The sequence below is a fragment of the Eisenbergiella tayi genome (assembly GCF_001881565.1).
GTDB classification, from domain to species: domain Bacteria; phylum Bacillota; class Clostridia; order Lachnospirales; family Lachnospiraceae; genus Eisenbergiella; species Eisenbergiella tayi.
In genome coordinates this window covers 121,701-142,785 of sequence record NZ_MPDJ01000005.1, presented here as the reverse complement: position 1 = coordinate 142,785, position 21,085 = coordinate 121,701, and the positions used below count along the sequence as shown (strand labels likewise).

Here is a 21,085-nt window from a genome sequence, read left to right as displayed (position 1 = left end):
ATTGAGCCGCGAGGTGTTCTGTAGTAAACTGAAAACAGACGGTATTTTGATACAAAATGGCTGCGGATAATCCCGGAATGTAAGATATTTGTAAGAATTCCCGCCGTAAGTTCGTAAGACATCTGAATTACACTGAATACAAGCTCAAAGGAGGAACTGGCCGGATATGAATGAATGTATATTGGTAGTGGATGATGACAGAGAGATTGTGAAGGCCATTGCCATTCTGTTGGAAAAAGAAGACTACAGGGTTTTGCGGGCCTATGATGGAATGGAAGCGCTGGATATCCTGGCGGGAAACCAGGTACAGCTGCTCATCATAGATGTGATGATGCCCCGCCTGGATGGCTTGTCGGCAGTAATGCGGATACGTGAAAAAAGAAATCTGCCCATTATCGTGTTAAGCGCCAAGAGTGAAGACTCGGACAAAATACTGGGTTTGTCCATGGGGGCGGATGACTATGTGACAAAGCCTTATAATCCCCAGGAGCTGGCGGCCCGGGTGAAAAGCCAGCTTCGCAGGTATACCAGGCTGGGAGACATCCATGCCTCGGAACAGACGGAAGAACTGACAAACGGCCGGCTTACATTCCGTACCGATGAAAGAATTCTGTATGCGGACGGGGAAGCGGTAAAACTAACGGCAACCGAGACGAAAATTATGGAGCTTTTCATGCGTAACCTGGGAAGAGTGTTTCCTGCTGAGGAAATATACCGGCGTGTATGGGATGAAGAGGCTTATGCCCCGGAAAATACAGTTATGGTACATATCCGGAGAATCCGTGAAAAAATCGAGTTGAATCCGAAAGAGCCAGAATATTTAAAGGTGGTATGGGGAATTGGATACAAAATGGAAAAAAAGTAAAAGATGGATAGGCTTTACAGCCTTTTTTCTGGGGCTCACCCTTTTTCTGGAAAATCTTCTGCACATTATTGCCATGATTGCAGGAGGTATAACAACAGAGGATATGAAGGATGCATTTCAGCCGGATTATCAGAATACCTCCGCCTTCCAGTTCTATATGGAAGGTTATCTGGAGGATTTCCTTTCCATGGCTTCAGGAGGGAAAGTGGATTTTTCCTGGAATAACGACAGCCGTACAAGGGGGATTTCCTACAGCAGTTATTATGGGGTGGAATCCTTTGGATACGGAGGGGACGGTAATATAGCGGTGGTCGGAATCCAGGGAGATCTGGGTAAGACGTCGGCTTCCTATGTGACGGTAACATCTTCGGAAGGAGCTTCCGACAGTGTGGCGGCAGAGGCGTCTGACGAACAATCAGCCGGGAACGATGTCGTTGCGGAAAATACCTCCGACTGGTCTGTACAGAATTCGGAAGGTTCCGAATCGACCGATTCTGCAGAAGCGGAGAGTTCAAATGCAGCAGTTGCCGAAACATCATCCCAGGATCAGAAGGAAGAAAACAGAAGAGCGGCCGATGAAGCCCATGAGATGCTGAAAGACTGTAAAAATCTTTTGTATACAATTACCTATGATGATAAAGAACTGTACAGTAATACAGGAAATCTGCAGCTGAACGGGGAAGAACATCTTCTTCCTGAAGGATATAATTTCCTTCTTTATTTTGACGGCAGTAAGGTGTATATTCAAAAGGACGGCAGAGAACTGGATATTTACGGGAATGGTATCTATACGGATAATGGAAGCTGGTTCGTGCCCGGTTATGAAAATTTCGCCGTGGACGATAAATATAAGGATGCCAGGATTACCATTGCCGCTGCAGAGGATCCCAAACAGTATACCGTTGCTGTATACGGGCAGGGGTATACCTATTATACCGGTGGAAACAGGTTATACCAAATAGTAAAAACCATGCAGGATACCAGAAATTCACTCACTTGGATTTTGCGGAGTTTTATCGCTGCGGTTCTGTTTTTGAGTATCGCTTTCATTTTCCGTAAGGATATCAGGGATGTAAGGAACGGACTGGCTCGTTTTACAGGCAGGTTATGGTATGAAGTCAAGATTTTGGCTGTGCTTGTTCCTGCTGGGGTTCTGGTTTATTATTTGGTGCCTATAGTTAATTCCAAAGTATCCGGGATTTTAGATACAACCTTAATTGTGACTTATGATATGGCGGCATCTGAAGCCCAAAATCTTAATTATGGAAACCTGTTTCATGATATTTATTATCAGTTATCACTGATGGAATTACGCCCGCTGATCCTCTGTGTATTCTGGCTTATCTGGCTTGTGGTTAACGATGCCCGCCTGAACAGTAAGGTATGGAAAAACAGCCTGTTCGTGAAAATCCGCCGCAATCTTTCCAGTAAAGAAATGGAATATCCGTTCCAGAAGCGGCTGGTAAGAAGATTCCGCAAACTGCCTGTCATATCCGTTATTATGACAGCGCTTCTCCTTACAGTTATGTTTTTATGGGGGAAAGGGGTATCTTTTGGCGCCTTTAACGGCGTCATCCTGTGGTCGGCGGCAGTCTTGGCAATATTGGCCGCAGCGGCGGCGCAGACCGTTTATATTCGTTCTCTTCGGCGGGATGCCAGGGATATGGGTGATTTGGTAGACCAGATCTATGCCGTCAGGGAAGGGGATATGGAGGCTCCCCTGAATTTACCGGCAGATTCCGATCTTCATGATGCGGTAACCTGCATGAACGAAGTACGGGAGGGAATGAAGGAAGCGATTGATGAACAGGTCCGCAGCGAACGTATGAAGGTGGAGCTGATTGCCAATGTTTCCCATGACATCAAGACGCCTCTTACGTCCATTATCAGCTATGTGGAACTGCTGAAAGAAGAGGAAGAGCTGCCGGATCATGTAAAGGACTATATTTCCATATTGGAAAGCAAATCCCAGAGGCTGAAAACCATGGTACAGGATGTGTTTGAAGTGAGCAAAGCCGCGTCCGGCGAACTCCCTGTCAACCCGGAAACAATTGATTTTGCCAAGCTGCTGCGGCAGACTCTGGCGGATATGGAAGAAGATATTAAAAATTCCAATGTGATCGTAAGAACCCGTATTCCCGAAGGAGAGCATTTTATCCGTGCGGACGGACAGAGGATGTACCGTGTTTTCCAGAATCTGATCCAGAATGCCCTGCAGTATTCGCTGGAAGGCTCCAGAGTCTATGTTTCCCTGGAAGAAAAAAACGGCCTTCTGACTGCCAGTGTGACGAATACCTCTGCCGAAGAGCTTTCCGAGACAATCGACTATACGGCCCGGTTTACCAGGGGGGACAGCAGCCGTACCGACGGCGGCAGCGGCCTGGGGCTGTCTATAGCGAGAAGCTTTACCGAGGCCTGCCAGGGAAACTTTTATATTGAAATAAAGGCAGATTTATTCACTGCCTGTGTGGAATTTAAGGAAACGGACGAAGAGGAAAAGGAAATACTATAAATCTGAAAACCGGAAGGAGTAAATCTATGACAGAAAAAGAAAAATCACATGCGGAAATGCTTTACCAGCCGGGAGATCCTGAACTGGCGGCAGACCGTGATGTGACTGTAAAAAAGCTGCATGACTATAATAATATACATCCCCTTGACCGTGAAGCACGGCAGGCCGCCATCCGGGAACTGCTGGGCCATGTGGGAGAAAACTGCGTCGTGGAGCAGCCCCTTTTCTGCACATACGGATATAATACATCAGTAGGAGATAATTTTTTCCTGAATGTCAATGGCAGGCTCATGGACAGCGGAAAAATCACCATCGGAAACAATGTTTTTATTGCGCCGGGCGTCAGTATCATAACCGAAGAACATGCCATGGACGTAAAACAGCGGATCGAAGGACTGGAATATACCCATCCGGTTACCATTGGAGACAATGTCTGGATTTGTACAGGCGTCATTGTCCTGCCGGGAGTAACCATTGGCGATAACAGTGTAATCGGCGCGGGCAGCGTCGTGTCAAAGGATATCCCCCCGAACTGCCTGGCAGTGGGAAATCCCTGTAAGGTAATCCGCAGAATAAATAATGACTGACAGCTGACATAAGAACGGGAACATAACGGTTTGGCCGTTGTGTTCCCGTTCTTTGTCTGGAAGAATCATAATTTTTTATGCCACATATTTAAACATGAATATGAAATGACAGATGCTTCCTCCCATAACGAAAAGATGGAAAATTTCATGGGAACCGAAGTATTTGTGTTTGGAATTAAAGATAGGAAGCTTTAACGCATAGATGATACCTCCTATTGTATAAATCAGCCCGCCCGCCAGCAGCCAGATAAATGCGGCTCTGGGAAGCGTATTCCACAGCTGTCCGAAAACAGCCAGGCAAATCCAGCCCATCGCAATATAGATGACGGAGGAAAACCATTTGGGACAGGTGATCCACACAGCTTTTATGGTCATACCCAGAATAGCCACGCCCCATACAACAGCCAGCAGAGTGTAACCCAGCTTTCCGCCCAGCACCACCAGGCAGATAGGCGTATAGGAACCCGCTATCAGGACGAAAATCATCATATGGTCAATTTTGCGGAAGACTCTCAGGATACGCCCTCCTGCGTTGATGGAATGATAGGTTGCGCTGGCTCCGTACAAAAGCACCATGCTTGCGATAAATATAATCATGGCTGCGAAAACCTCCGGCTGACCGGATAATACAGCTTTTATCAGTAAGGGAGTGGATGCGATGATAGCCATCATCATACCGATTAAATGGGTTATTGCACTCCCGGGTTCTCTTATTGTTACACTCATAATAAAATGCCTCCTTACACTAGCTGAAAGATAATATAAAATGTATCATGTAGTTATGATAACTACGTCATATATATTATGATACTACAGCATATTATTTCGAGTGTCAATAAAAATATACAATTTGTTTTTAAGATTTTTATTCAATATAAACAGGAGGACAAGGCAGGGCTTCCAGAGAACGAAGCTGCAGAATCCCCACAACGGCGGCTGCAGCTGCGGCAATACAGTGGCTGATTAGAACCGCCGCCCAGATACCGGTCAGCCCCTGCCCCGCGGCGGACAGCAGCCATGCCAGGGGCATTCGGATGATCAAATAATAAAGAACCATACAGAGCATGCTTTTAAACGGCATTCCCATCCCATTGAGCGCTCCCAGGAAACAGTTGGTCACGGTGTTAAGAACATAGCCGGCCCCTACAATAAGGAAATACTGCTTTACGATTCCGGATGCCGCACTGCCCGGCACAAAGAGGCCGGAGAGCTGCCCTGAGAACAGCACAACAAAGAGAGAAAGGAAGAGGAGAAGGCCGCAGCCATACAAAAGAGAGGCTTTGATATAATCTTTTGCCCGGTCACAGCGTTTGGCACCCACACATTGTCCTGTGATGGCTGTAAGGACCATATTCAGGGCCATTGCTGGATAAAAAAGTATGGTTTCCAGCTTTCCGGTAATCCCGTATGCCGCCAGTGCGGTGATGCCATAGGTACTGATAAGAGAGGTGAGAAAGCTGGTGCTGATGGCCGGAATACTCTGCTGAAAGGCAGAAGGAATGCCCTTCGCCAGAAACTGCCTGATAAATGCCGGATCAAAGAGGTGTATATGGAAGGAAAACAGCTTTTTCTTCCATAAATAAGCCAGCATACATACAAGACACAGCGTCTGTGACAGAAGAGTGGCCGCCGCCGCGCCCTGAAAACCGAACCGGCGGATAAACAGAGGATCCAGAACCGTGTTCAGCAGCGTGCACAGAAGCATGGCGAGCATTTGAAAAATGGAATTCCCGAAGCTGCGGAGAACTGCCGTGAAATAACAATACAGAAATACCGTTATATAGCCCAGTACATAGACAGCCAGATAAGAATAGGCCATGGAAAAGGTTTCCTCCGGAGTTTGCAGAAAAATCAACAGAGGTTTTAACAGCAGTTCCAGCAGAACCGTGATGCCCGCCGAAAAAAGCAGGGCGATGCACAGGGAAGTGGCTATGAGGCTTTCCGTTTTTTCCGTATCTTTTGCTCCAACCGCCTGGGAAAGAAGAATGGAAATGCCGTTGGATGCCCCCATGGCTATGGCGCTGAGAATGAGGATGATCGGAGTGGAGTTCGTCAGGGCGGCATAAGCCGTTTCTCCCAGAAGATTGCCGATCCACAGACTGTCAACCAGGTTATAGGCCATGTTCAGGAACATGGCGGCGATCAGGGGAAGCGCCATGGAGAACAGGCAGCGTCTGGTATTCCCGTTTACAAAATCAAGTGTAGTTTCCATAATTATTGTCCTTTCTTTGAGAGTAATGAATGAATATTATTCATTTAAACGGTAAAGATAATCCCTGCCGATAAGGCAGGGCGGTTAACAGAGATTTATCTCTTTTTATGTTCAAGTTGCAGAAATTCCAGAAGGAAAGCCCTTATGCGGCTTATCCGTTCTTCTCCCGGGAGATCGGTCTGAAGAAGGATCCCCAGCTGTCCGTAAAGACAGAAGGATGCCGCCGTTTCCGGATCGTTCAGATGAATTTCCCCCTTTTCTTTTGCACGAAGAAGCAGGTCCGTAACAAAAGGCAGAAGCTTGCGGCAGATACATATGGAAAGCTGGTAATGAGTTTTCATGCTGTCGGAGCCGTGACACAGCTTATAGGAAAAAGTATCGTCTGTTTCCACCTCCATGAAGCCGGGCATTTGGAGAATTATCTGTTCCAGCGTGAGATCGGTGCGTTTCAGAACGGCAGCATACCGGCCGGCCAGCAGCTCCGCATATTGATCGACAGCGGCGTCAAACAACGCTTCCTTGGACGGAAAATACCGGTAACACAGACCCTGTGCCACATGCATGGTATTGGCTATGTCTGTGATGGATGTTTTCTCATATCCATTTTCATAAAAAAGCCTGATGGCAGTATCCAGAATTTCCTGCCTGCGTACTTCAGGCGCCTTCGTGATCCGCTGCATATAAAATACGCCTCCCTTTTTCTGCGCTCAGACAGAGAATAGCATACAAAACAAAATAAGTCAATGAATAATATTCATTCATAATAACCGCAACAACTAATCTTCTTCAATCACCTGTATTTCAAGAAAATCAAAATCAATCTGCTCTACAAAATTATCCGGGGTAAACCGGGCCTTGCTGTGCTTCTTAAAATCCAGGACGGTCACATCCAGCCATATAGGCTTTCCCAAATCAAACTGGTAACAGATTTCATCCAGGGCATGGAAAACCTTATGGGTTCTGGTATCATCAGAATCATCACAGATGACGGTATCTTTCAGCATGCGATTATCTTTAAAGATTTTTGCCCATAAACGGAACATAGGTAACACCTCTTGTCTTTAGATTCCGGATGCTTTGCTTAAAGCCTGAGACTGCACTGCTTCATCCGAGTAAGCATAGTGTAGCTGAAAATAGATAAAAACGCAATAGCGGCGGCAAAACAGGGTATAATTATAACAGAGGATGCATAAATATTGTTTTACAGGTATTTTACCAGGGAAACCGGCTTTTTTTACAAAATCCGATTGCTTATTATTAATTTTTTGTAAACTATCCATGTTTACGGTAAATCTATGGTATAATAAACCCGTATAAAAGTTAAATCGAGGATGAAGAAAATGGAATATGTGGTAGATAATGATAACCAGGTTGACAGCTGGCAGGAGGTCACCCTGGTCTATAATGCGGCATTGAAGCAGATTAATACAAAACTGGAAATCCTGAATGATGAATTCCAGCATGTGCATCGTTATAACCCTATCGAGCATATAAAGTCCCGCATGAAAACTTCGGAAAGCATTGTAAAGAAGCTGAAGAGATACGGCTATGAATCCACCATTGAGAATATGGTGAAATATATCAATGACATTGCGGGAATCCGTGTCATCTGTTCTTTTACATCAGATATTTATCGGATTGCGGATATGATAAGAAACCAGAATGATATCAAAGTGATTTCCGTGAAGGATTATATGAAGCACCCCAAGGCCAGCGGCTATAAAAGCTATCATATGCTGGTTACCGTTCCTGTTTTTTTATCTGACCGTATTGTAGAGGTCAAGGTGGAAATCCAGATACGGACGGTCGCCATGGATTTCTGGGCAAGCCTGGAGCATAAGATTAATTACAAGTTTGAAGGAAATGCCCCTCAGCATATCAAAACAGAGCTGGTGGAGTGTGCCAGGATGGTGTCGGATCTGGACGCGAGGATGCTGTCGCTTAACGAGGAAATCCTCAGCCTGAGTGGGGAAACGGAAGATTGATGGCGTAAGACTGTTGCAATAGATAAATAGATATAGGAAGCTGTGTAGGACTGGAAAATTCAGTCTTATGCGGCTTTTTTTGTAGAGAAAGAAAAAGAGTCCCCAAAAATGAGGAGTGCCCCGATGCTATAAGCACCGGGGCTATTATGAAAAAATTTATCTATGTTTGCTAATGGATTGTTGCGTTTGTTTCTTTTGAACTTATGAACATAGTATAACAATGATTTATGAATAAACTATGAACAAGTTGTAAATGTATAGTTAATTATAATAAAAAATAAAATGACATTAATGAAAAATAGTGCATAATATACAAAAAACCCGTATCCACATGAGAAAGAGACAGTAATAACCGGTTGTAAAAAGCAGGGAATGATGCTAAAATGGGGAAAATAGTGGGAGTGTATCTGTTTTGTCAAACAGGTTTTAGGTTTACGCAGGAGGAAATGTCAGATGGATAATTACAATGAAGACCAGGCTTACCGGGGAGGATCTGCGGGCGCCTTGACACCGGATGCCCAGGAAGCAAAGCGTCTCAGGAACCAGTTGGTGGAATATGACGGATACCTTCAGGAAATGAGAAAATCCAACATGAAAAATGTGGAAACGCTGGATGTGATCCAGCGTTATACGGATAAAAGCGCGGCAGGCATTCAGAAGCTGACGGAAGAAAGTGCGGCGGGAATGCAGAAGCTGGCGGAGGAAAGCCTTCACGGAGTACAGAAGCTGGCGGAGGAATGCGCTTCAGGACTGCGCAGATATTCTGCGGACGGAAGCAGCAGCCTGCAGGAGATGGCGGAGAATGGGAGTGCCGGGATTGCCGGTGTGGCCAGGAGCGGGGAAGAAGGGCTGAACCGTCTGGCAGAGGATGGGCTCCAGAAGCTTTCCCATCTGGCTGAGATAAGCCTGCAGCAGCTGGAAGGTGTGACCGAAGAAAGCCTTACCCAGATCAAAGCGCTTGCAGAGGAGAGTGTTTCCCGGATTCTGGAGGTGAATAACCGGAATGTGGAAACTGCGGAAAGAGTGGATGAAATCCGTGAGCTTGTGGCAGGACAGACGGAAAGCCTGCGGGAAATGCAGAAGGAAACGGACGAGTTCACCCACAGGGAAAATGTAAAGGTTTACCGTAATGTACAGGCCGTTGTGGTGGAAGAAGTAAAAAAACAGACGGAGGAGCTGAAGGAAGCCAACCGGGGGCTGAAGCCCATGCTGATCATAACGCTGGCTGTCACCCTGGCAAATGCGGCCCTGTTTATTTTACAAATTCTGGGAATACTTGGTGTGTAGGAAAGTTTCTGCATGAACATAGACAGGAAGGAGCAAGGCGGATTCAATGGGAAAGCAAGAGTGGAAGCCCGGCAATATGCTGTACCCGCTTCCGGCGGTTATGGTAAGCTGTGCCGATAAGGCCGGGAACAGCAATATTCTTACCGTAGCGTGGGCGGGAACCGTATGCAGCAATCCTCCCATGGTTTCGATTTCGGTCCGGCCGGAAAGATATTCTTATGCCATGCTGCAGGAAACAGGGGAATTTGTCATTAACCTGACCACGCAGAAGCTGGCTTTTGCCACGGATCTGTGCGGCGTGAAGAGCGGCAGGGATACGGATAAATGGAAGGAGGCACACCTGACCCCGGTTCCGGGGAAGGCAGTGAAGGCGCCTCTTATAAAGGAAAGCCCGGTTAGTCTGGAATGCAGGGTCAGGCAGGCTATGGCTCTGGGAAGCCATACCATGTTTGTGGCGGAGGTGGTATCCGTCAGCGTGGATGAGGCGTATCTGGACAAGAATAACCGGTTCCATCTGGAGAAAGCCGATCCTATATGCTATTCCCACGGTATGTATTTTGCCCTGGGCAAGGCAATAGGTAAGTTTGGATACAGTGTTGCGAAGAAGAAAAAATAGTTTGCGGGAAGAAAAGCGGGATTCATGGAAAGTATTACAAAATATTATAAAAGATTAAGAGCTACCTTTCTTTTGACGGCGTTCTGCATTATAGCAGCCGCTGTCCTTTTTGTGCCCTCCTTCGGCAGATATGTCCGCGGGGAAAATAATGTGGCGGATATTCTGCTGAACGGGACGCTGGTGGGATGCACGGATGAGCCGGAAAAAGCGGAGGAGCTTCTTCAGAGTGCAAGGGAAGAGCTTGTGAGAGACAGCGGGGAGCTGGTTTTTATGACGGCGGACATGGAACTTCAGGGCAGGCGTATGGTTGTCGGCAGGGTGGACAGCGAGGATGCCATCCGTAAGAATATGGAAGAGGTATTAAGCAGCAGCACCTGCAAAATACTTCAGCACGCATACACGGTAAAGATTAACGAATATACGGTAAATCTGAAGACAAGCCAAGAGGTTTTGGCACTCCTTCATGCCTGTCTGGAAAAATACGATCCCACAGGCGAATATGCAGTGGAGCTTGTGGTGGATCCGATGCGGGAGCTGAATGTGCTTACCACTTCCATCTGCAGGAAGGAAGAGCTTAAGGATCCGGATGAGGTGGATACGGCCGCGGGTATCGCCCTGTTCATGGACGAGATATGCGAGGCTGCCGCACCCGGGATTGTGGGTGATTTTGATACTCTGGACTATGGGCTGAAAAAGCTGTCTTATGCGGATACGGTAGAGGTTGTGGAAGCCTATCTCATGGAGGATGAAATTACCAGCCTGAACGATGCCATTGATCAGGTGACGAAGGAACAGGAAAAGGAACAGATCTATGAGGTGCAGCCCGGAAACACTCTTTCCCAGATCGCATTGGACAACGGCCTCACCGTGGATGGACTGGTTGCTATCAATCCCTCCCTGGAAAGTGCGGAATCCACCATACGTGTGGGCGATGAGCTGATTATAACTGTGCCGGAGCCGGAGCTTTCCGTTATTCATGAAGAGCTGGTTTATGCGGAGGAGAGCTATGACGCGCCGGTTCAGTATGTGGATGTGGATGACTGGTATACGACCAAACAGGAGGTGGTGCAGGAGCCTTCTGCAGGACACCGCAGGGTGGCCAGTGTCATTACTTACAAGAATGCAGAGGAATTGGGAGAGGAGATCATCCTGGAGGAAGTGGATTATGAGGCGGTTCCCAAGATTGTAAAAAGAGGAACCAAGGTGCCTCCCACCTATATCAAGCCGATTTCCGGCGGACGCCTTTCATCCAATTTCGGGGGCAGAAGCGCTCCTACCAAGGGCGCGTCCACCTATCACCAGGGAATCGACTGGGCGACGCCGGTGGGAACGGCGGTTATGGCATCTTCCGGCGGAACGGTTACAAGGGCAGGCTGGGGCAGCGGTTATGGGTATGTGGTTTATATCCAGCATGCCGACGGACGGGAAACCCGCTATGGACATTTGAGCAAGGTGCTGGTTTCGGTAGGACAGCAGGTCAGCCAGGGCCAGAAAATTGCTCTCAGCGGCAATACCGGCCGCAGCACGGGACCTCATGTGCATTTTGAAATACGTATAAACGGACAGGCGGTCAACCCGCTTAAATATCTCAACTAATAATTATTTTTCCCCTCTGATAGTACGGATTACGGACAAGTTCGTTTCCGCTCTTTGTCAGAGGGGATTTTTTTGTAAATTTATGGGTTTACCTGCCCTTTAAGGAATTACTCATTTACAAAGTAAAAAAATATGATATAATCGCTTTTGGATTATTAAGTGGCAAAAGTTTTGTATATATGGTATAATAATCGAAAATTTGTATGTCAGATTTTACTAATCGGGTTTTGCATAAAGAATTTAGGACAGACAATAATAATTCATAACGATAAATATTTAAACAGGCGGTATATGCTGCGCATAATCTGCAGTTAACAAAAATCGTGAGTAAGAATCGGTATGTTGGTATTGTATGGGACTGTCTCGAACGAGAGTATCTGATACGCGGCCTGCATACATAATGAGGTTAATATGGAACAATATGTGGTTGAAGGCGGAAATCCGCTTGTCGGAGAAGTGGAAATAGGCGGTGCCAAGAATGCGGCGCTTGCCATACTGGCAGCTTCGGTTATGACTGATGAAACAGTTTTGATAGAAAATATGCCTGACGTGCGGGACACGAATATCCTGCTGCAGGCAATGCAGAGCATAGGTGTGATTGTGGATCGTGTTGATCCGCATACGGTCAAGGTGAATGCATCCCATATCCATGATCTTGTGATTGAGGATGATTTTATTAAAAAAATCAGGGCTTCCTATTATCTTCTGGGAGCGCTTTTGGGGAAATACAATAAAGCGGAGGTTGCGCTTCCCGGCGGCTGCAACATCGGAAGCCGTCCGATTGACCAGCATATCAAAGGCTTTAAGGCTCTGGGCGCCGATGTGCGCATCGAGCACGGACTTATTATTACAGAAGCGCCGAACCTGAAGGGCAGCCATGTATATATGGATGTGGTGAGCGTCGGAGCTACGATTAACGTGATGATGGCGGCGGCCATGGCCGACGGCATGACTATTATTGAAAATGCGGCGAAAGAGCCCCATGTTGTTGATTTGGCCAATTTCCTGAACAGTATGGGAGCGAATATTAAAGGCGCAGGTACGGATGTGATCCGTATCCGCGGCGTACAGAAGCTTCACAAAACAGAATATGCCATCATTCCGGATCAGATCGAGGCGGGGACATTTATGTTCGCGGCTGCGGCGACGCAGGGGGATGTGACTGTTAAGAATGTAATTCCCAAGCATCTGGAATCCATCAGCGCCAAGCTCATGGAAATCGGCTGTGAAGTGGAAGAATCTGACGATGCGGTAAGAGTTGTTGCCTCCAGGCCTCTGACCCATACCCATGTGAAGACACTGCCTTATCCCGGCTTCCCTACGGATATGCAGCCGCAGATCACCGTTGCGCTGGGACTTTCCCAGGGGACAAGCATTGTTACCGAAAGTATTTTTGAGAACCGTTTCAAGTATGTGGATGAGCTCACCAGGATGGGAGCCAGCATTAAGGTGGAAGGGAATACCGCCATCATTGACGGGGTTGCCAGATATACAGGCGCCAGTATTACCGCTCCCGATCTCAGGGCAGGCGCAGCGCTGGTGATAGCGGCTCTGGCGGCGGAAGGCGTTTCCACGGTAGATGATATACGCTATATCGAAAGAGGCTATGAGAATTTCCCGGAAAAGCTCCGCGGCCTCGGAGCGCAGATCGAAAAAGTGGACAATGAAAGAGATATCAAGAAATTCCGTTTCAAAGTAGTCTGAATACCGTATTGCACATTTTTATCAATTTGTCCCGTTGACAGACAGATATTTATGGTGTATTGTAGGAGCGTAGTCACAGATAAGAAAATTCAATATTGTATCATCTCTTATTCAGAGTGGTGGAGGTACATAGGACCTGTGAAGCCACGGCAACCCCTCAAAGGAAGGTGCCAACCTGAGCGAGCTTTTCGAACAATAAGAGGATTTGATTATCATTAACATCGGGTCCGCTTATACAGCGGACTTTTTTGTGCGGCAGAATACTTTTTGATGCTGCATTTGCAGGACAAATCATTGTCCAAAGGAGGAAAAATGGAGAAACATTTATTTACATCCGAATCCGTAACGGAAGGGCATCCCGATAAAATGTGCGATGCGATCTCCGATGCGGTGCTTGACGCACTGATGGAGCAGGATCCCATGAGCCGTGTGGCCTGTGAAACCTGTACCACCACGGGCCTTGTTCTGGTGATGGGCGAAATCACCACAAACGCCTATGTGGATATCCAGAAAATCGTACGCGATACCGTAAGGGAAATCGGTTATACCAAGTCCGAATACGGATTTGACGCCAACACCTGCGGCGTTATGGTAGCGCTGGACGAACAGTCCGCAGACATTGCCATGGGCGTGGATAAGGCTCTGGAAGCAAAAGAGGAAGAAAAAGTATCGGCAGAGCATAAAATGACAGAAGCCCAGCTTGACGCCATCGGCGCAGGCGATCAGGGAATGATGTTCGGTTTTGCCACCAACGAAACAGAAGAGTATATGCCTTATGCCATCAGCCTTGCCCATAAGCTGGTGAGACAGCTTACCAAGGTACGTAAGAACGGCACCCTTCCTTATCTGAGACCGGACGGAAAGAGCCAGGTCACCGTGGAATATGATGAAAATGAGAAGCCTGTCCGCCTGGAAGCGGTAGTGCTTTCCACACAGCATGACGCGGATGTGACTCAGGAACAAATCCATGAAGACATAAAAAAATATGTATTCGATCCCATTCTGCCCGCAGAGATGATCGATGATGAAACCAAGTTTTTCATCAACCCCACCGGACGTTTTGTCATCGGCGGACCCAACGGGGACAGCGGCCTGACAGGACGTAAGATCATCGTGGATACCTACGGCGGCTATGCCCGTCACGGCGGCGGCGCTTTTTCCGGAAAGGACTGCACCAAGGTTGACCGTTCCGCAGCGTATGCGGCCCGTTATGTAGCGAAAAATATCGTTGCGGCAGGCCTTGCCGATAAATGTGAAATCCAGCTGTCCTATGCCATCGGTGTGGCCCATCCTACCTCCATCATGGTGGATACCTACGGAACAGGCAGGCTTTCCGATGAGAAGCTGGTGGAAATCATCCGCGATAACTTTGACTTAAGGCCCGCGGGAATTATCAAAATGCTGGATCTGCGCCGTCCCATTTACAAACAGACCGCAGCATACGGACACTTCGGACGCCATGATCTGGATTTGCCCTGGGAGAAGCTGGATAAAGCGGATGCTTTAAGAAAATATCTGTAAACCATAATACTTTACCTTGATTTTACATAAATTTTTCTCTTTTCGGATAGATATAAAGTGTGGGATTTGTTACGCTTGATTCAGAAAGGAGGAATTTATATGGAAAACAGGGTATATGACATGGAAAAAGGTCAGTTTGCTTTTCTGTACAAATTGCCGCCTAAACTGATTTTGCTTTTAAGTACCATAGTATGGCTGGCGGCCGGGCTGCTTATCGGGGCCGCGGCAAAGAGCCTGCTGGGACTTCCTGTAAATATAGAAGGTATGGCGGCGTTTATTTCCCTGGTAATGGGATATTGCGGAAGCGTGATCTATTTAATAAGAAGAAAGTAAGTTTTCAGGAAAGCACCGGTTAATAGCCGGTGCTTTTTTTCCGCATTGTTTTGCCCGCTCAATCATGGTACAATTATTTGTAATTATCCAAAACCTCTCTGGGGCCATACACCTGTACCTCCGGCCTTTTCGGGAATCCTTTTCCGCCGCTGCAGGCTCCGGCCATGCAGAGGTCCTTAGAGGGGACGCTTCCGCTCGGATAACCACGCAGCGGTACTAAGGCTGCAAAAGACGCAGCCTAAGGACCGGCGTGTTTATAACGCCCCTTACAGGATCCTCTGCATAGCCGGAGCCTGCAGCAGCGGAAAAGGATTCCCGAAAAGGCCGGAGGTACAGGTGTATGGCCCCCAGAGAGGTTTTGGATAATTACAAATAATTGATATATAAACCGGCAGCAAGGATTACGGAAAGGTATGATAATAATATGAAATTATGTGCATCCTGTATGCGCTGTCTTGTGGACAGGCAGGAAGAAAGAGTCAGGGATAAAGGAAAAGAAGAGGATAGAGATGCCTATATGCGGCAGGTCGCCCGGATTATTGGGGAAAGCGCCCCGGAGGATTCCGCCCCGGTGCTGGTGGAGAGGATCAACGAGGTATACCGGCAGTATTTCGGGCCGGTTACGGATTATGATGAGATAAAAAAAGAATTCAATGAGCTGATGCTATCTCTGGAACCGGATATCCGTTCCGTGATGGAAGCGGGGGAGGATCCCTTACATACGGCATTTGTATTCGCCAGGGCGGCTAATTATATTGATTTCGGCATGGCGGGGCAGGTGGAGAAGGAAACCCTGTTTCAGCTGTTGGAAAAGGCCGCCGGAGACAGTATGGATGAAAAGGTATATGAAGAGATGCTTTCCGATCTGGGGAAGGCACGGAAAATGATATATGTGACGGATAACTGCGGAGAGGTGGTCTGTGACAAGCTGGCTGTGGAAGAATTGAAGAAACGTTTCCCCGGCCTTGATATCACCGTCATGGTGAGGGGAGAAGCGGCCCTGAATGACGCCACGATTGAGGATGCCATACAGACAGGCCTGGATAAGGCGGCCAGGATTACGGATAACGGCTGCGGTGTGGCAGGGACGCCTCTGGACTATGTGGGAGCGGACGCCAGGCGCCTTCTGGAGGAGGCGGACGTGATTGTGGCAAAGGGACAGGGCAACTTTGAAACCATGCATGGCTGCGGCCTGAACATTTACTACTCTTTTTTATGTAAGTGCGACTGGTTCCGGAAGCGTTTCGGAATGGAAAAAAATAAGGGCATGTTTGTCCGGGAAAGGAGTTCATAATTCATGGCATTTGCACATCTTCACGTCCATACGGAGTACAGTCTTCTGGACGGGTCGAATAAGATAAAGGAATATGTGAAGAGGGTAAAAGAGCTGGGGATGGACAGTGCGGCCATCACCGACCATGGCGTTATGTATGGGGTTATCGACTTCTACAGGGCCGCCAAGGAGGCCGGGATCAAGCCTATCATCGGCTGTGAGGTTTATGTGGCTCCCAATTCCCGGTTTGACAAAGAGCTGACCGGCGGAGATGATCGGTATTACCATCTCGTCCTTCTGGCGGAAAACAACACCGGCTATGCCAATCTGATGAAAATCGTGAGCAAAGGCTTCACCGAAGGCTATTATTATAAGCCCAGGGTGGATATGGAGATCCTGAACCGTTACCATGAGGGTATCATAGCCCTTTCCGCCTGTCTGGCAGGAGAGGTGGCCCGCTATATCCAGAAAGGCCTGATTGACGAAGCCAAAAAAGCGGCGCTGAAATACCAGGCCTGTTTTGGAAAGGACAATTATTTCCTGGAACTTCAGGATCATGGGATTCCCACCCAGCGTACGGTGAACACGGCGCTTCTTTCCATGAGCAAGGAGCTGGATATCCCTCTTGTGGCTACCAACGATGTGCATTATACGTACCGGGAGGATGAAAAGCCCCATGATATCCTCCTGTGCATCCAGACAGCCAAAAAGCTGGCTGATGAGGACAGAATGCGGTATGAGGGCGGCCAGTATTATGTGAAAAGCGAAGAAGAAATGAAGGGGCTGTTCCCCTATGCATGGGAAGCCGTGGAGAATACCCAGATCATTGCGGACCGCTGCAACGTGGAAATCGAATTCGGCGTGACGAAGCTGCCTCATTTTGAAGTGCCTGAGGGATATGATTCCTGGAGCTATCTGAACAAGCTCTGCACCGACGGCCTGAAGGAACGCTATCCGGAGGATGACGGCACGCTGAGAGAACGGCTGGACTATGAGCTGGGGATAATCCAGCGTATGGGTTATGTGGATTACTTCCTCATCGTGTGGGATTTTATCAATTATGCCAAGAGCAACGATATCATGGTCGGACCGGGAAGAGGATCGGCGGCGGGAAGTATCGTATCCTACTGCCTGAAAATTACCAACATTGATCCGATAAAATATAATCTGCTGTTTGAACGTTTCCTTAACCCGGAACGTGTTTCCATGCCGGATATTGATATTGACTTCTGCTTCGAAAGACGGCAGGAGGTCATAGATTATGTGGGAAAGAAATACGGAGCGGAGAAGGTGGTCCAGATCGTGACCTTCGGTACCATGGCGGCGAAGGGGGTTATCCGGGATGTGGGAAGGGTAATGGATCTCCCCTATTCCTACGTGGACGGCATTGCCAAAATGATACCGAATGAGCTGAATGTCACCATTGACAGGGCGCTGCAGGCCAATCCCGAGCTGAGGAAGCTCTATGAAACCGAAGATCAGGTAAAGGTGCTTATCGATATGAGCAAGCGTCTGGAGGGCCTTCCCAGGCATACCTCCATGCATGCGGCCGGCGTGGTTATCTGTCCGGCCAGCGCGGATGAATACGTTCCGCTTTCCAGAGGCTCCGACGGCTGTATCACCACCCAGTTTACCATGACCACTCTGGAGGAGCTGGGGCTTCTGAAAATGGATTTCCTGGGGCTGCGTACCCTGACGGTAATCCAGAATGCGGTAAAGCTGATAAAAAAGGATAAGGATATCAGCCTGGATATCGATAATATTGATTTCAACGACAAGGCTGTCCTGGATTCCATCGGCACCGGAAGAACCGACGGTGTGTTCCAGCTGGAAAGCGGCGGGATGAAGAACTTCATGAAGGAGCTTAAGCCCCGGAACCTGGAGGATATCATTGCGGGGATTTCCCTGTACCGGCCCGGCCCCATGGATTTTATCCCCCGGTATATCAAAGGGAAGAACAATGCGGCAAGCATCACTTATCTGTGCCCGCAGCTTCAGCCTATCCTGGAGCCTACCTACGGCTGTATTGTATACCAGGAACAGGTTATGCAGATCGTGCGTGATCTGGGCGGGTATACCATGGGCCGAAGTGACCTGGTGCGCCGTGCCATGAGTAAGAAAAAACAGTCCGTCATGGAAAAAGAAAGAGCCAATTTCATTTACGGAAATGAAGAAGAAGGCGTTCCGGGCTGTGTGAATAACGGAATATCGGAGCAGGTGGCGGGGACCATTTATGAAGAAATGATGGATTTTGCCAAATACGCTTTCAATAAATCCCATGCCGCCTGTTATGCGGTGGTTTCTTACCAGACCGCTTACCTGAAATATTATTACCCGCTGGAATTCATGGCGGCGTTGATGACCTCCGTGATTGATAATCCCGGCAAGGTATCGGAATATATTCTCACCTGCCGGAGCATGGGCATCAAAATCCTGCCCCCGGATATCAATGAAGGGGAAGCGGGCTTTTCCGTGTCGGGAGGTTCCATCCGGTACGCGCTCACAGCCATCAAGGGTGTGGGAAGGCCGGTGATTGATGCTGTGACGGAGGAACGCACGGTCAGAGGCCCTTTCCTGAGCCTTCAGGATTTTGTCACCCGTATGGCGGACTCGGAAGTGAATAAGCGTACCGTGGAAAACTTTATTAAATCCGGTACTTTTGACGGGCTTGGGGGAACCAGAAAGCAGTTTATGAGCGTATTCGCACAGATGATGGATTCCCAGCAGCATAATAAGAAAAATAACCTGGCGGGCCAGATAAGCCTGTTTGATCTGGTCAGTGAAGAAGAAAAAAGCGATTTTGAGATTCGTCTTCCCGATGTGGGGGAATACTCTAAAGAGCTGTTGCTTGGCTTTGAAAAGGAAGTCCTGGGAATTTATATCAGCGGGCATCCTCTGGAGGAGTATGAGCAGACCTGGAGAAAGCATATCACAAGAACCACAGCGGACTTTATGATCGACGAGGAAACCGGCGAAATGAATGTCCGTGACCAGGAACGGGTGACGGTTGGCGGCATGATCGCCGAAAAGAAAATCAAATATACCAAAAATGATAAAATCATGGCCTTTCTCACGCTGGAGGATCTGGTGGGAAGTATTGAGGTGCTTGTTTTTCCCAAGGTTTATGAGCAGGAAAGCGCGAAGCTGACGGAGGAAAATAAGGTCTTCGTGAAGGGCAGGGTGTCTGCGGAGGAAGACAAGGACGGAAAGATTATCTGTGAATCCATCCAGGCTTTTGATGATATCCGCAAGACTCTCTGGATCAAGTTCCCGACCATGCAGGAATATGAAACGGCGGAAAAGCAGTTGATGGAAACGCTGGCCGAGTCCGACGGGAATGACGGAGTCGTTATTTATGTGGAGAATCCCAAGGCGAAAAAGGCATTGCCTCCCAACCGGAATGTCAGGGCGGACAAGGAACTTCTTTCCCGGCTGGAAGAGCTGTACGGGGAAGAAAATATCAAGGTGATATAGTCCGGAAGGTCTGCAAAGAAAAAGATTGAAAACAGTACACATATCGATTAAAATAAAAGCAAAAGTTAAGTCACATACAGGGAATGCCCGAAGCGGCAGACTGGAGGATAAATCATGGCTAAGGCAATTAAGACAATAGGGATACTGACAAGCGGCGGTGACGCGCCGGGCATGAATGCCGCCATACGTGCCGTTGTCAGGAAGGCAATCACCAACGGCGTTAATGTAAAGGGAATTAAAAGAGGCTATCAGGGCCTTTTAAATGAAGAGATCGTGGATATGCAGGCCCGCAGCGTTTCCGACATCATTCAGAGAGGCGGAACCATACTGGGAACGGCCCGGTGCCAGGAATTTAAAACGGAGGCCGGACAGCAGAAGGGAGCTGACATCTGCCGCAAGCACGGCATTGACGGGCTTGTGGTTATCGGCGGCGACGGCTCTTACCAGGGCGCACAGGCACTGTCCCGCCACGGGATCAATACGATTGGCCTTCCCGGGACCATCGATTTGGACATCGCATGCACGGATTATACCATAGGCTTCGATACGGCTGTAAATACGGCCATGCAGGCCATCGATAAGGTAAGGGATACCTCTTCCTCCCATGAACGCTGCAGCATCATCGAGGTTATGGGCAGGAATGCAGGATATATCGCACTGTGGTGCGGTGTCGCCAATGGCGCGGAGGATATCCTTCTCCCTGAAAAGTATGACTATAACGAACAGAATATCATCAACAATATTATCAACAACAGAAAACGCGGCAAAACCCATCACCTGATCATCAATGCCGAAGGAATCGGCCATTCCACATCCATGGCCAGAAGAATTGAAGCCGCGACCGGCGTGGAAACGAGAGCGACCATACTGGGATACATGCAGCGCGGCGGAAGCCCTACCTGCAAGGATCGGTATTACGCTTCCATCATGGGCTGCCTTGCGGCGGATATACTCTGCGAAGGGAAAACCAACCGGGTGGTAGGCTACCGTCACGGAGAATTCAAGGATTTTGATATCGAGGAAGCCCTGGCGATGCAGAAGGATATTCCGGAATATGAATACAAAATCAGCAAGCTGCTTGCGGTATAGTCAGGCGGCGGGAAAATAACGAATGCCCCTT

At 48.2% G+C, this 21,085-nt stretch carries 17 protein-coding genes and 1 riboswitch; of the genes, 13 read left to right on the top strand and 4 right to left on the bottom strand.

Translation table 11 applies throughout. The features are described from left to right. The first annotated feature begins 166 nt into the window (after window positions 1-166). Genes BLA28_RS18810 through BLA28_RS18800 form a run of 3 tightly spaced genes read left to right on the top strand, consistent with a single transcriptional unit; the run spans window position 167 to window position 3,964 of the window. The gene (locus tag BLA28_RS18810) at window positions 167-865 is read left to right on the top strand and encodes a response regulator transcription factor (RefSeq protein WP_009256240.1); all 699 of its coding nucleotides are present in this window, start codon (window positions 167-169) and stop codon (window positions 863-865) included. Beyond that, window positions 840-3,377 carry a sensor histidine kinase gene (locus tag BLA28_RS18805; protein ID WP_069157585.1) on the top strand — a complete coding sequence of 846 codons (2,538 nt, stop codon included), beginning with the start codon at window positions 840-842 and terminating at the stop codon, window positions 3,375-3,377. The genes BLA28_RS18810 and BLA28_RS18805 overlap by 26 nt, the downstream gene beginning before the upstream one ends. A gap of 26 nt (window positions 3,378-3,403) precedes the next feature. Continuing rightward, a complete protein-coding gene (locus BLA28_RS18800) occupies window positions 3,404-3,964 on the top strand; it encodes a sugar O-acetyltransferase (protein ID WP_009256238.1) in 561 nt (186 codons plus the stop codon). A 75-nt stretch (window positions 3,965-4,039) separates the two neighbouring features. On the opposite strand, the gene trhA is transcribed toward BLA28_RS18800, so the two are convergent. The 4 genes from trhA to BLA28_RS18780 all read right to left on the bottom strand — a co-directional run bounded on the left by trhA (window position 4,040) and on the right by BLA28_RS18780 (window position 7,219). Further along, window positions 4,040-4,690 carry a PAQR family membrane homeostasis protein TrhA gene (gene trhA, locus BLA28_RS18795; RefSeq protein WP_009256237.1) on the bottom strand — a complete coding sequence of 217 codons (651 nt, stop codon included), beginning with the start codon at window positions 4,688-4,690 and terminating at the stop codon, window positions 4,040-4,042. Between the two features lie 139 nt (window positions 4,691-4,829). Next, complete coding sequence (locus tag BLA28_RS18790) at window positions 4,830-6,176, bottom strand: MATE family efflux transporter (protein ID WP_069157584.1); 1,347 nt, start codon at window positions 6,174-6,176, stop codon at window positions 4,830-4,832. Window positions 6,177-6,271: 95 nt separating this feature from the next. After that, on the bottom strand, window positions 6,272-6,856 hold the full coding sequence (locus tag BLA28_RS18785) for a TetR/AcrR family transcriptional regulator (RefSeq protein ID WP_069157583.1): 585 nt from the start codon (window positions 6,854-6,856) through the stop codon (window positions 6,272-6,274). Between the two features lie 96 nt (window positions 6,857-6,952). Further along, a complete protein-coding gene (locus BLA28_RS18780) occupies window positions 6,953-7,219 on the bottom strand; it encodes a hypothetical protein (RefSeq protein WP_009256234.1) in 267 nt (88 codons plus the stop codon). A gap of 297 nt (window positions 7,220-7,516) precedes the next feature. Between BLA28_RS18780 and BLA28_RS18775 the strand changes: the two genes are divergently transcribed. The 10 genes from BLA28_RS18775 to pfkA all read left to right on the top strand — a co-directional run bounded on the left by BLA28_RS18775 (window position 7,517) and on the right by pfkA (window position 21,054). Continuing rightward, window positions 7,517-8,161, top strand: coding sequence for a GTP pyrophosphokinase (locus BLA28_RS18775; RefSeq protein WP_009256233.1), 645 nt, complete (start codon window positions 7,517-7,519; stop codon window positions 8,159-8,161). A gap of 453 nt (window positions 8,162-8,614) precedes the next feature. Next, complete coding sequence (locus BLA28_RS18770) at window positions 8,615-9,448, top strand: hypothetical protein (protein WP_069151072.1); 834 nt, start codon at window positions 8,615-8,617, stop codon at window positions 9,446-9,448. Between the two features lie 46 nt (window positions 9,449-9,494). Continuing rightward, on the top strand, window positions 9,495-10,064 hold the full coding sequence (locus tag BLA28_RS18765) for a flavin reductase family protein (protein ID WP_069151073.1): 570 nt from the start codon (window positions 9,495-9,497) through the stop codon (window positions 10,062-10,064). Window positions 10,065-10,088: 24 nt separating this feature from the next. After that, complete coding sequence (locus BLA28_RS18760; RefSeq protein WP_069151074.1) at window positions 10,089-11,660, top strand: M23 family metallopeptidase; 1,572 nt, start codon at window positions 10,089-10,091, stop codon at window positions 11,658-11,660. 411 nt (window positions 11,661-12,071) lie between these two features. Then, window positions 12,072-13,364 (top strand): UDP-N-acetylglucosamine 1-carboxyvinyltransferase, encoded by a 1,293-nt coding sequence (locus BLA28_RS18755; protein WP_069157582.1) that lies wholly within the window; start codon window positions 12,072-12,074, stop codon window positions 13,362-13,364. A 104-nt stretch (window positions 13,365-13,468) separates the two neighbouring features. After that, window positions 13,469-13,566: riboswitch (SAM riboswitch) on the top strand. Window positions 13,567-13,676: 110 nt separating this feature from the next. Next, window positions 13,677-14,885, top strand: coding sequence for a methionine adenosyltransferase (metK, locus tag BLA28_RS18750; protein WP_069157939.1), 1,209 nt, complete (start codon window positions 13,677-13,679; stop codon window positions 14,883-14,885). A 99-nt stretch (window positions 14,886-14,984) separates the two neighbouring features. Continuing rightward, the gene (locus BLA28_RS18745; protein ID WP_044970491.1) at window positions 14,985-15,218 is read left to right on the top strand and encodes a hypothetical protein; all 234 of its coding nucleotides are present in this window, start codon (window positions 14,985-14,987) and stop codon (window positions 15,216-15,218) included. Between the two features lie 424 nt (window positions 15,219-15,642). Further along, complete coding sequence (locus BLA28_RS18740) at window positions 15,643-16,512, top strand: damage-control phosphatase ARMT1 family protein (protein WP_069157938.1); 870 nt, start codon at window positions 15,643-15,645, stop codon at window positions 16,510-16,512. Window positions 16,513-16,515: 3 nt separating this feature from the next. Then, complete coding sequence (locus tag BLA28_RS18735) at window positions 16,516-19,965, top strand: DNA polymerase III subunit alpha (protein ID WP_069157581.1); 3,450 nt, start codon at window positions 16,516-16,518, stop codon at window positions 19,963-19,965. 114 nt (window positions 19,966-20,079) lie between these two features. Continuing rightward, window positions 20,080-21,054, top strand: coding sequence for a 6-phosphofructokinase (gene pfkA / locus BLA28_RS18730; RefSeq protein WP_009256224.1), 975 nt, complete (start codon window positions 20,080-20,082; stop codon window positions 21,052-21,054). The last annotated feature ends 31 nt before the right edge of the window (window positions 21,055-21,085 follow it).

What these genes read in the sequence shown, in the direction of transcription:
- BLA28_RS18740 (WP_069157938.1), top strand. Translation starts at nt 15,643, where the DNA reads ATGAAATTATGTGCATCCTGTATGCGCTGTCTTGTGGACAGGCAGGAA.
- BLA28_RS18810 (WP_009256240.1), top strand. Translation starts at nt 167, where the DNA reads ATGAATGAATGTATATTGGTAGTGGATGATGACAGAGAGATTGTGAAG.
- metK (WP_069157939.1), top strand. Translation starts at nt 13,677, where the DNA reads ATGGAGAAACATTTATTTACATCCGAATCCGTAACGGAAGGGCATCCC.
- BLA28_RS18780 (WP_009256234.1), bottom strand. Translation starts at nt 7,219, where the DNA reads ATGTTCCGTTTATGGGCAAAAATCTTTAAAGATAATCGCATGCTGAAA.
- BLA28_RS18770 (WP_069151072.1), top strand. Translation starts at nt 8,615, where the DNA reads ATGGATAATTACAATGAAGACCAGGCTTACCGGGGAGGATCTGCGGGC.
- BLA28_RS18735 (WP_069157581.1), top strand. Translation starts at nt 16,516, where the DNA reads ATGGCATTTGCACATCTTCACGTCCATACGGAGTACAGTCTTCTGGAC.
- BLA28_RS18775 (WP_009256233.1), top strand. Translation starts at nt 7,517, where the DNA reads ATGGAATATGTGGTAGATAATGATAACCAGGTTGACAGCTGGCAGGAG.
- pfkA (WP_009256224.1), top strand. Translation starts at nt 20,080, where the DNA reads ATGGCTAAGGCAATTAAGACAATAGGGATACTGACAAGCGGCGGTGAC.
- BLA28_RS18760 (WP_069151074.1), top strand. Translation starts at nt 10,089, where the DNA reads ATGGAAAGTATTACAAAATATTATAAAAGATTAAGAGCTACCTTTCTT.
- BLA28_RS18800 (WP_009256238.1), top strand. Translation starts at nt 3,404, where the DNA reads ATGACAGAAAAAGAAAAATCACATGCGGAAATGCTTTACCAGCCGGGA.
- trhA (WP_009256237.1), bottom strand. Translation starts at nt 4,690, where the DNA reads ATGAGTGTAACAATAAGAGAACCCGGGAGTGCAATAACCCATTTAATC.
- BLA28_RS18790 (WP_069157584.1), bottom strand. Translation starts at nt 6,176, where the DNA reads ATGGAAACTACACTTGATTTTGTAAACGGGAATACCAGACGCTGCCTG.
- BLA28_RS18765 (WP_069151073.1), top strand. Translation starts at nt 9,495, where the DNA reads ATGGGAAAGCAAGAGTGGAAGCCCGGCAATATGCTGTACCCGCTTCCG.
- BLA28_RS18785 (WP_069157583.1), bottom strand. Translation starts at nt 6,856, where the DNA reads ATGCAGCGGATCACGAAGGCGCCTGAAGTACGCAGGCAGGAAATTCTG.
- BLA28_RS18755 (WP_069157582.1), top strand. Translation starts at nt 12,072, where the DNA reads ATGGAACAATATGTGGTTGAAGGCGGAAATCCGCTTGTCGGAGAAGTG.
- BLA28_RS18745 (WP_044970491.1), top strand. Translation starts at nt 14,985, where the DNA reads ATGGAAAACAGGGTATATGACATGGAAAAAGGTCAGTTTGCTTTTCTG.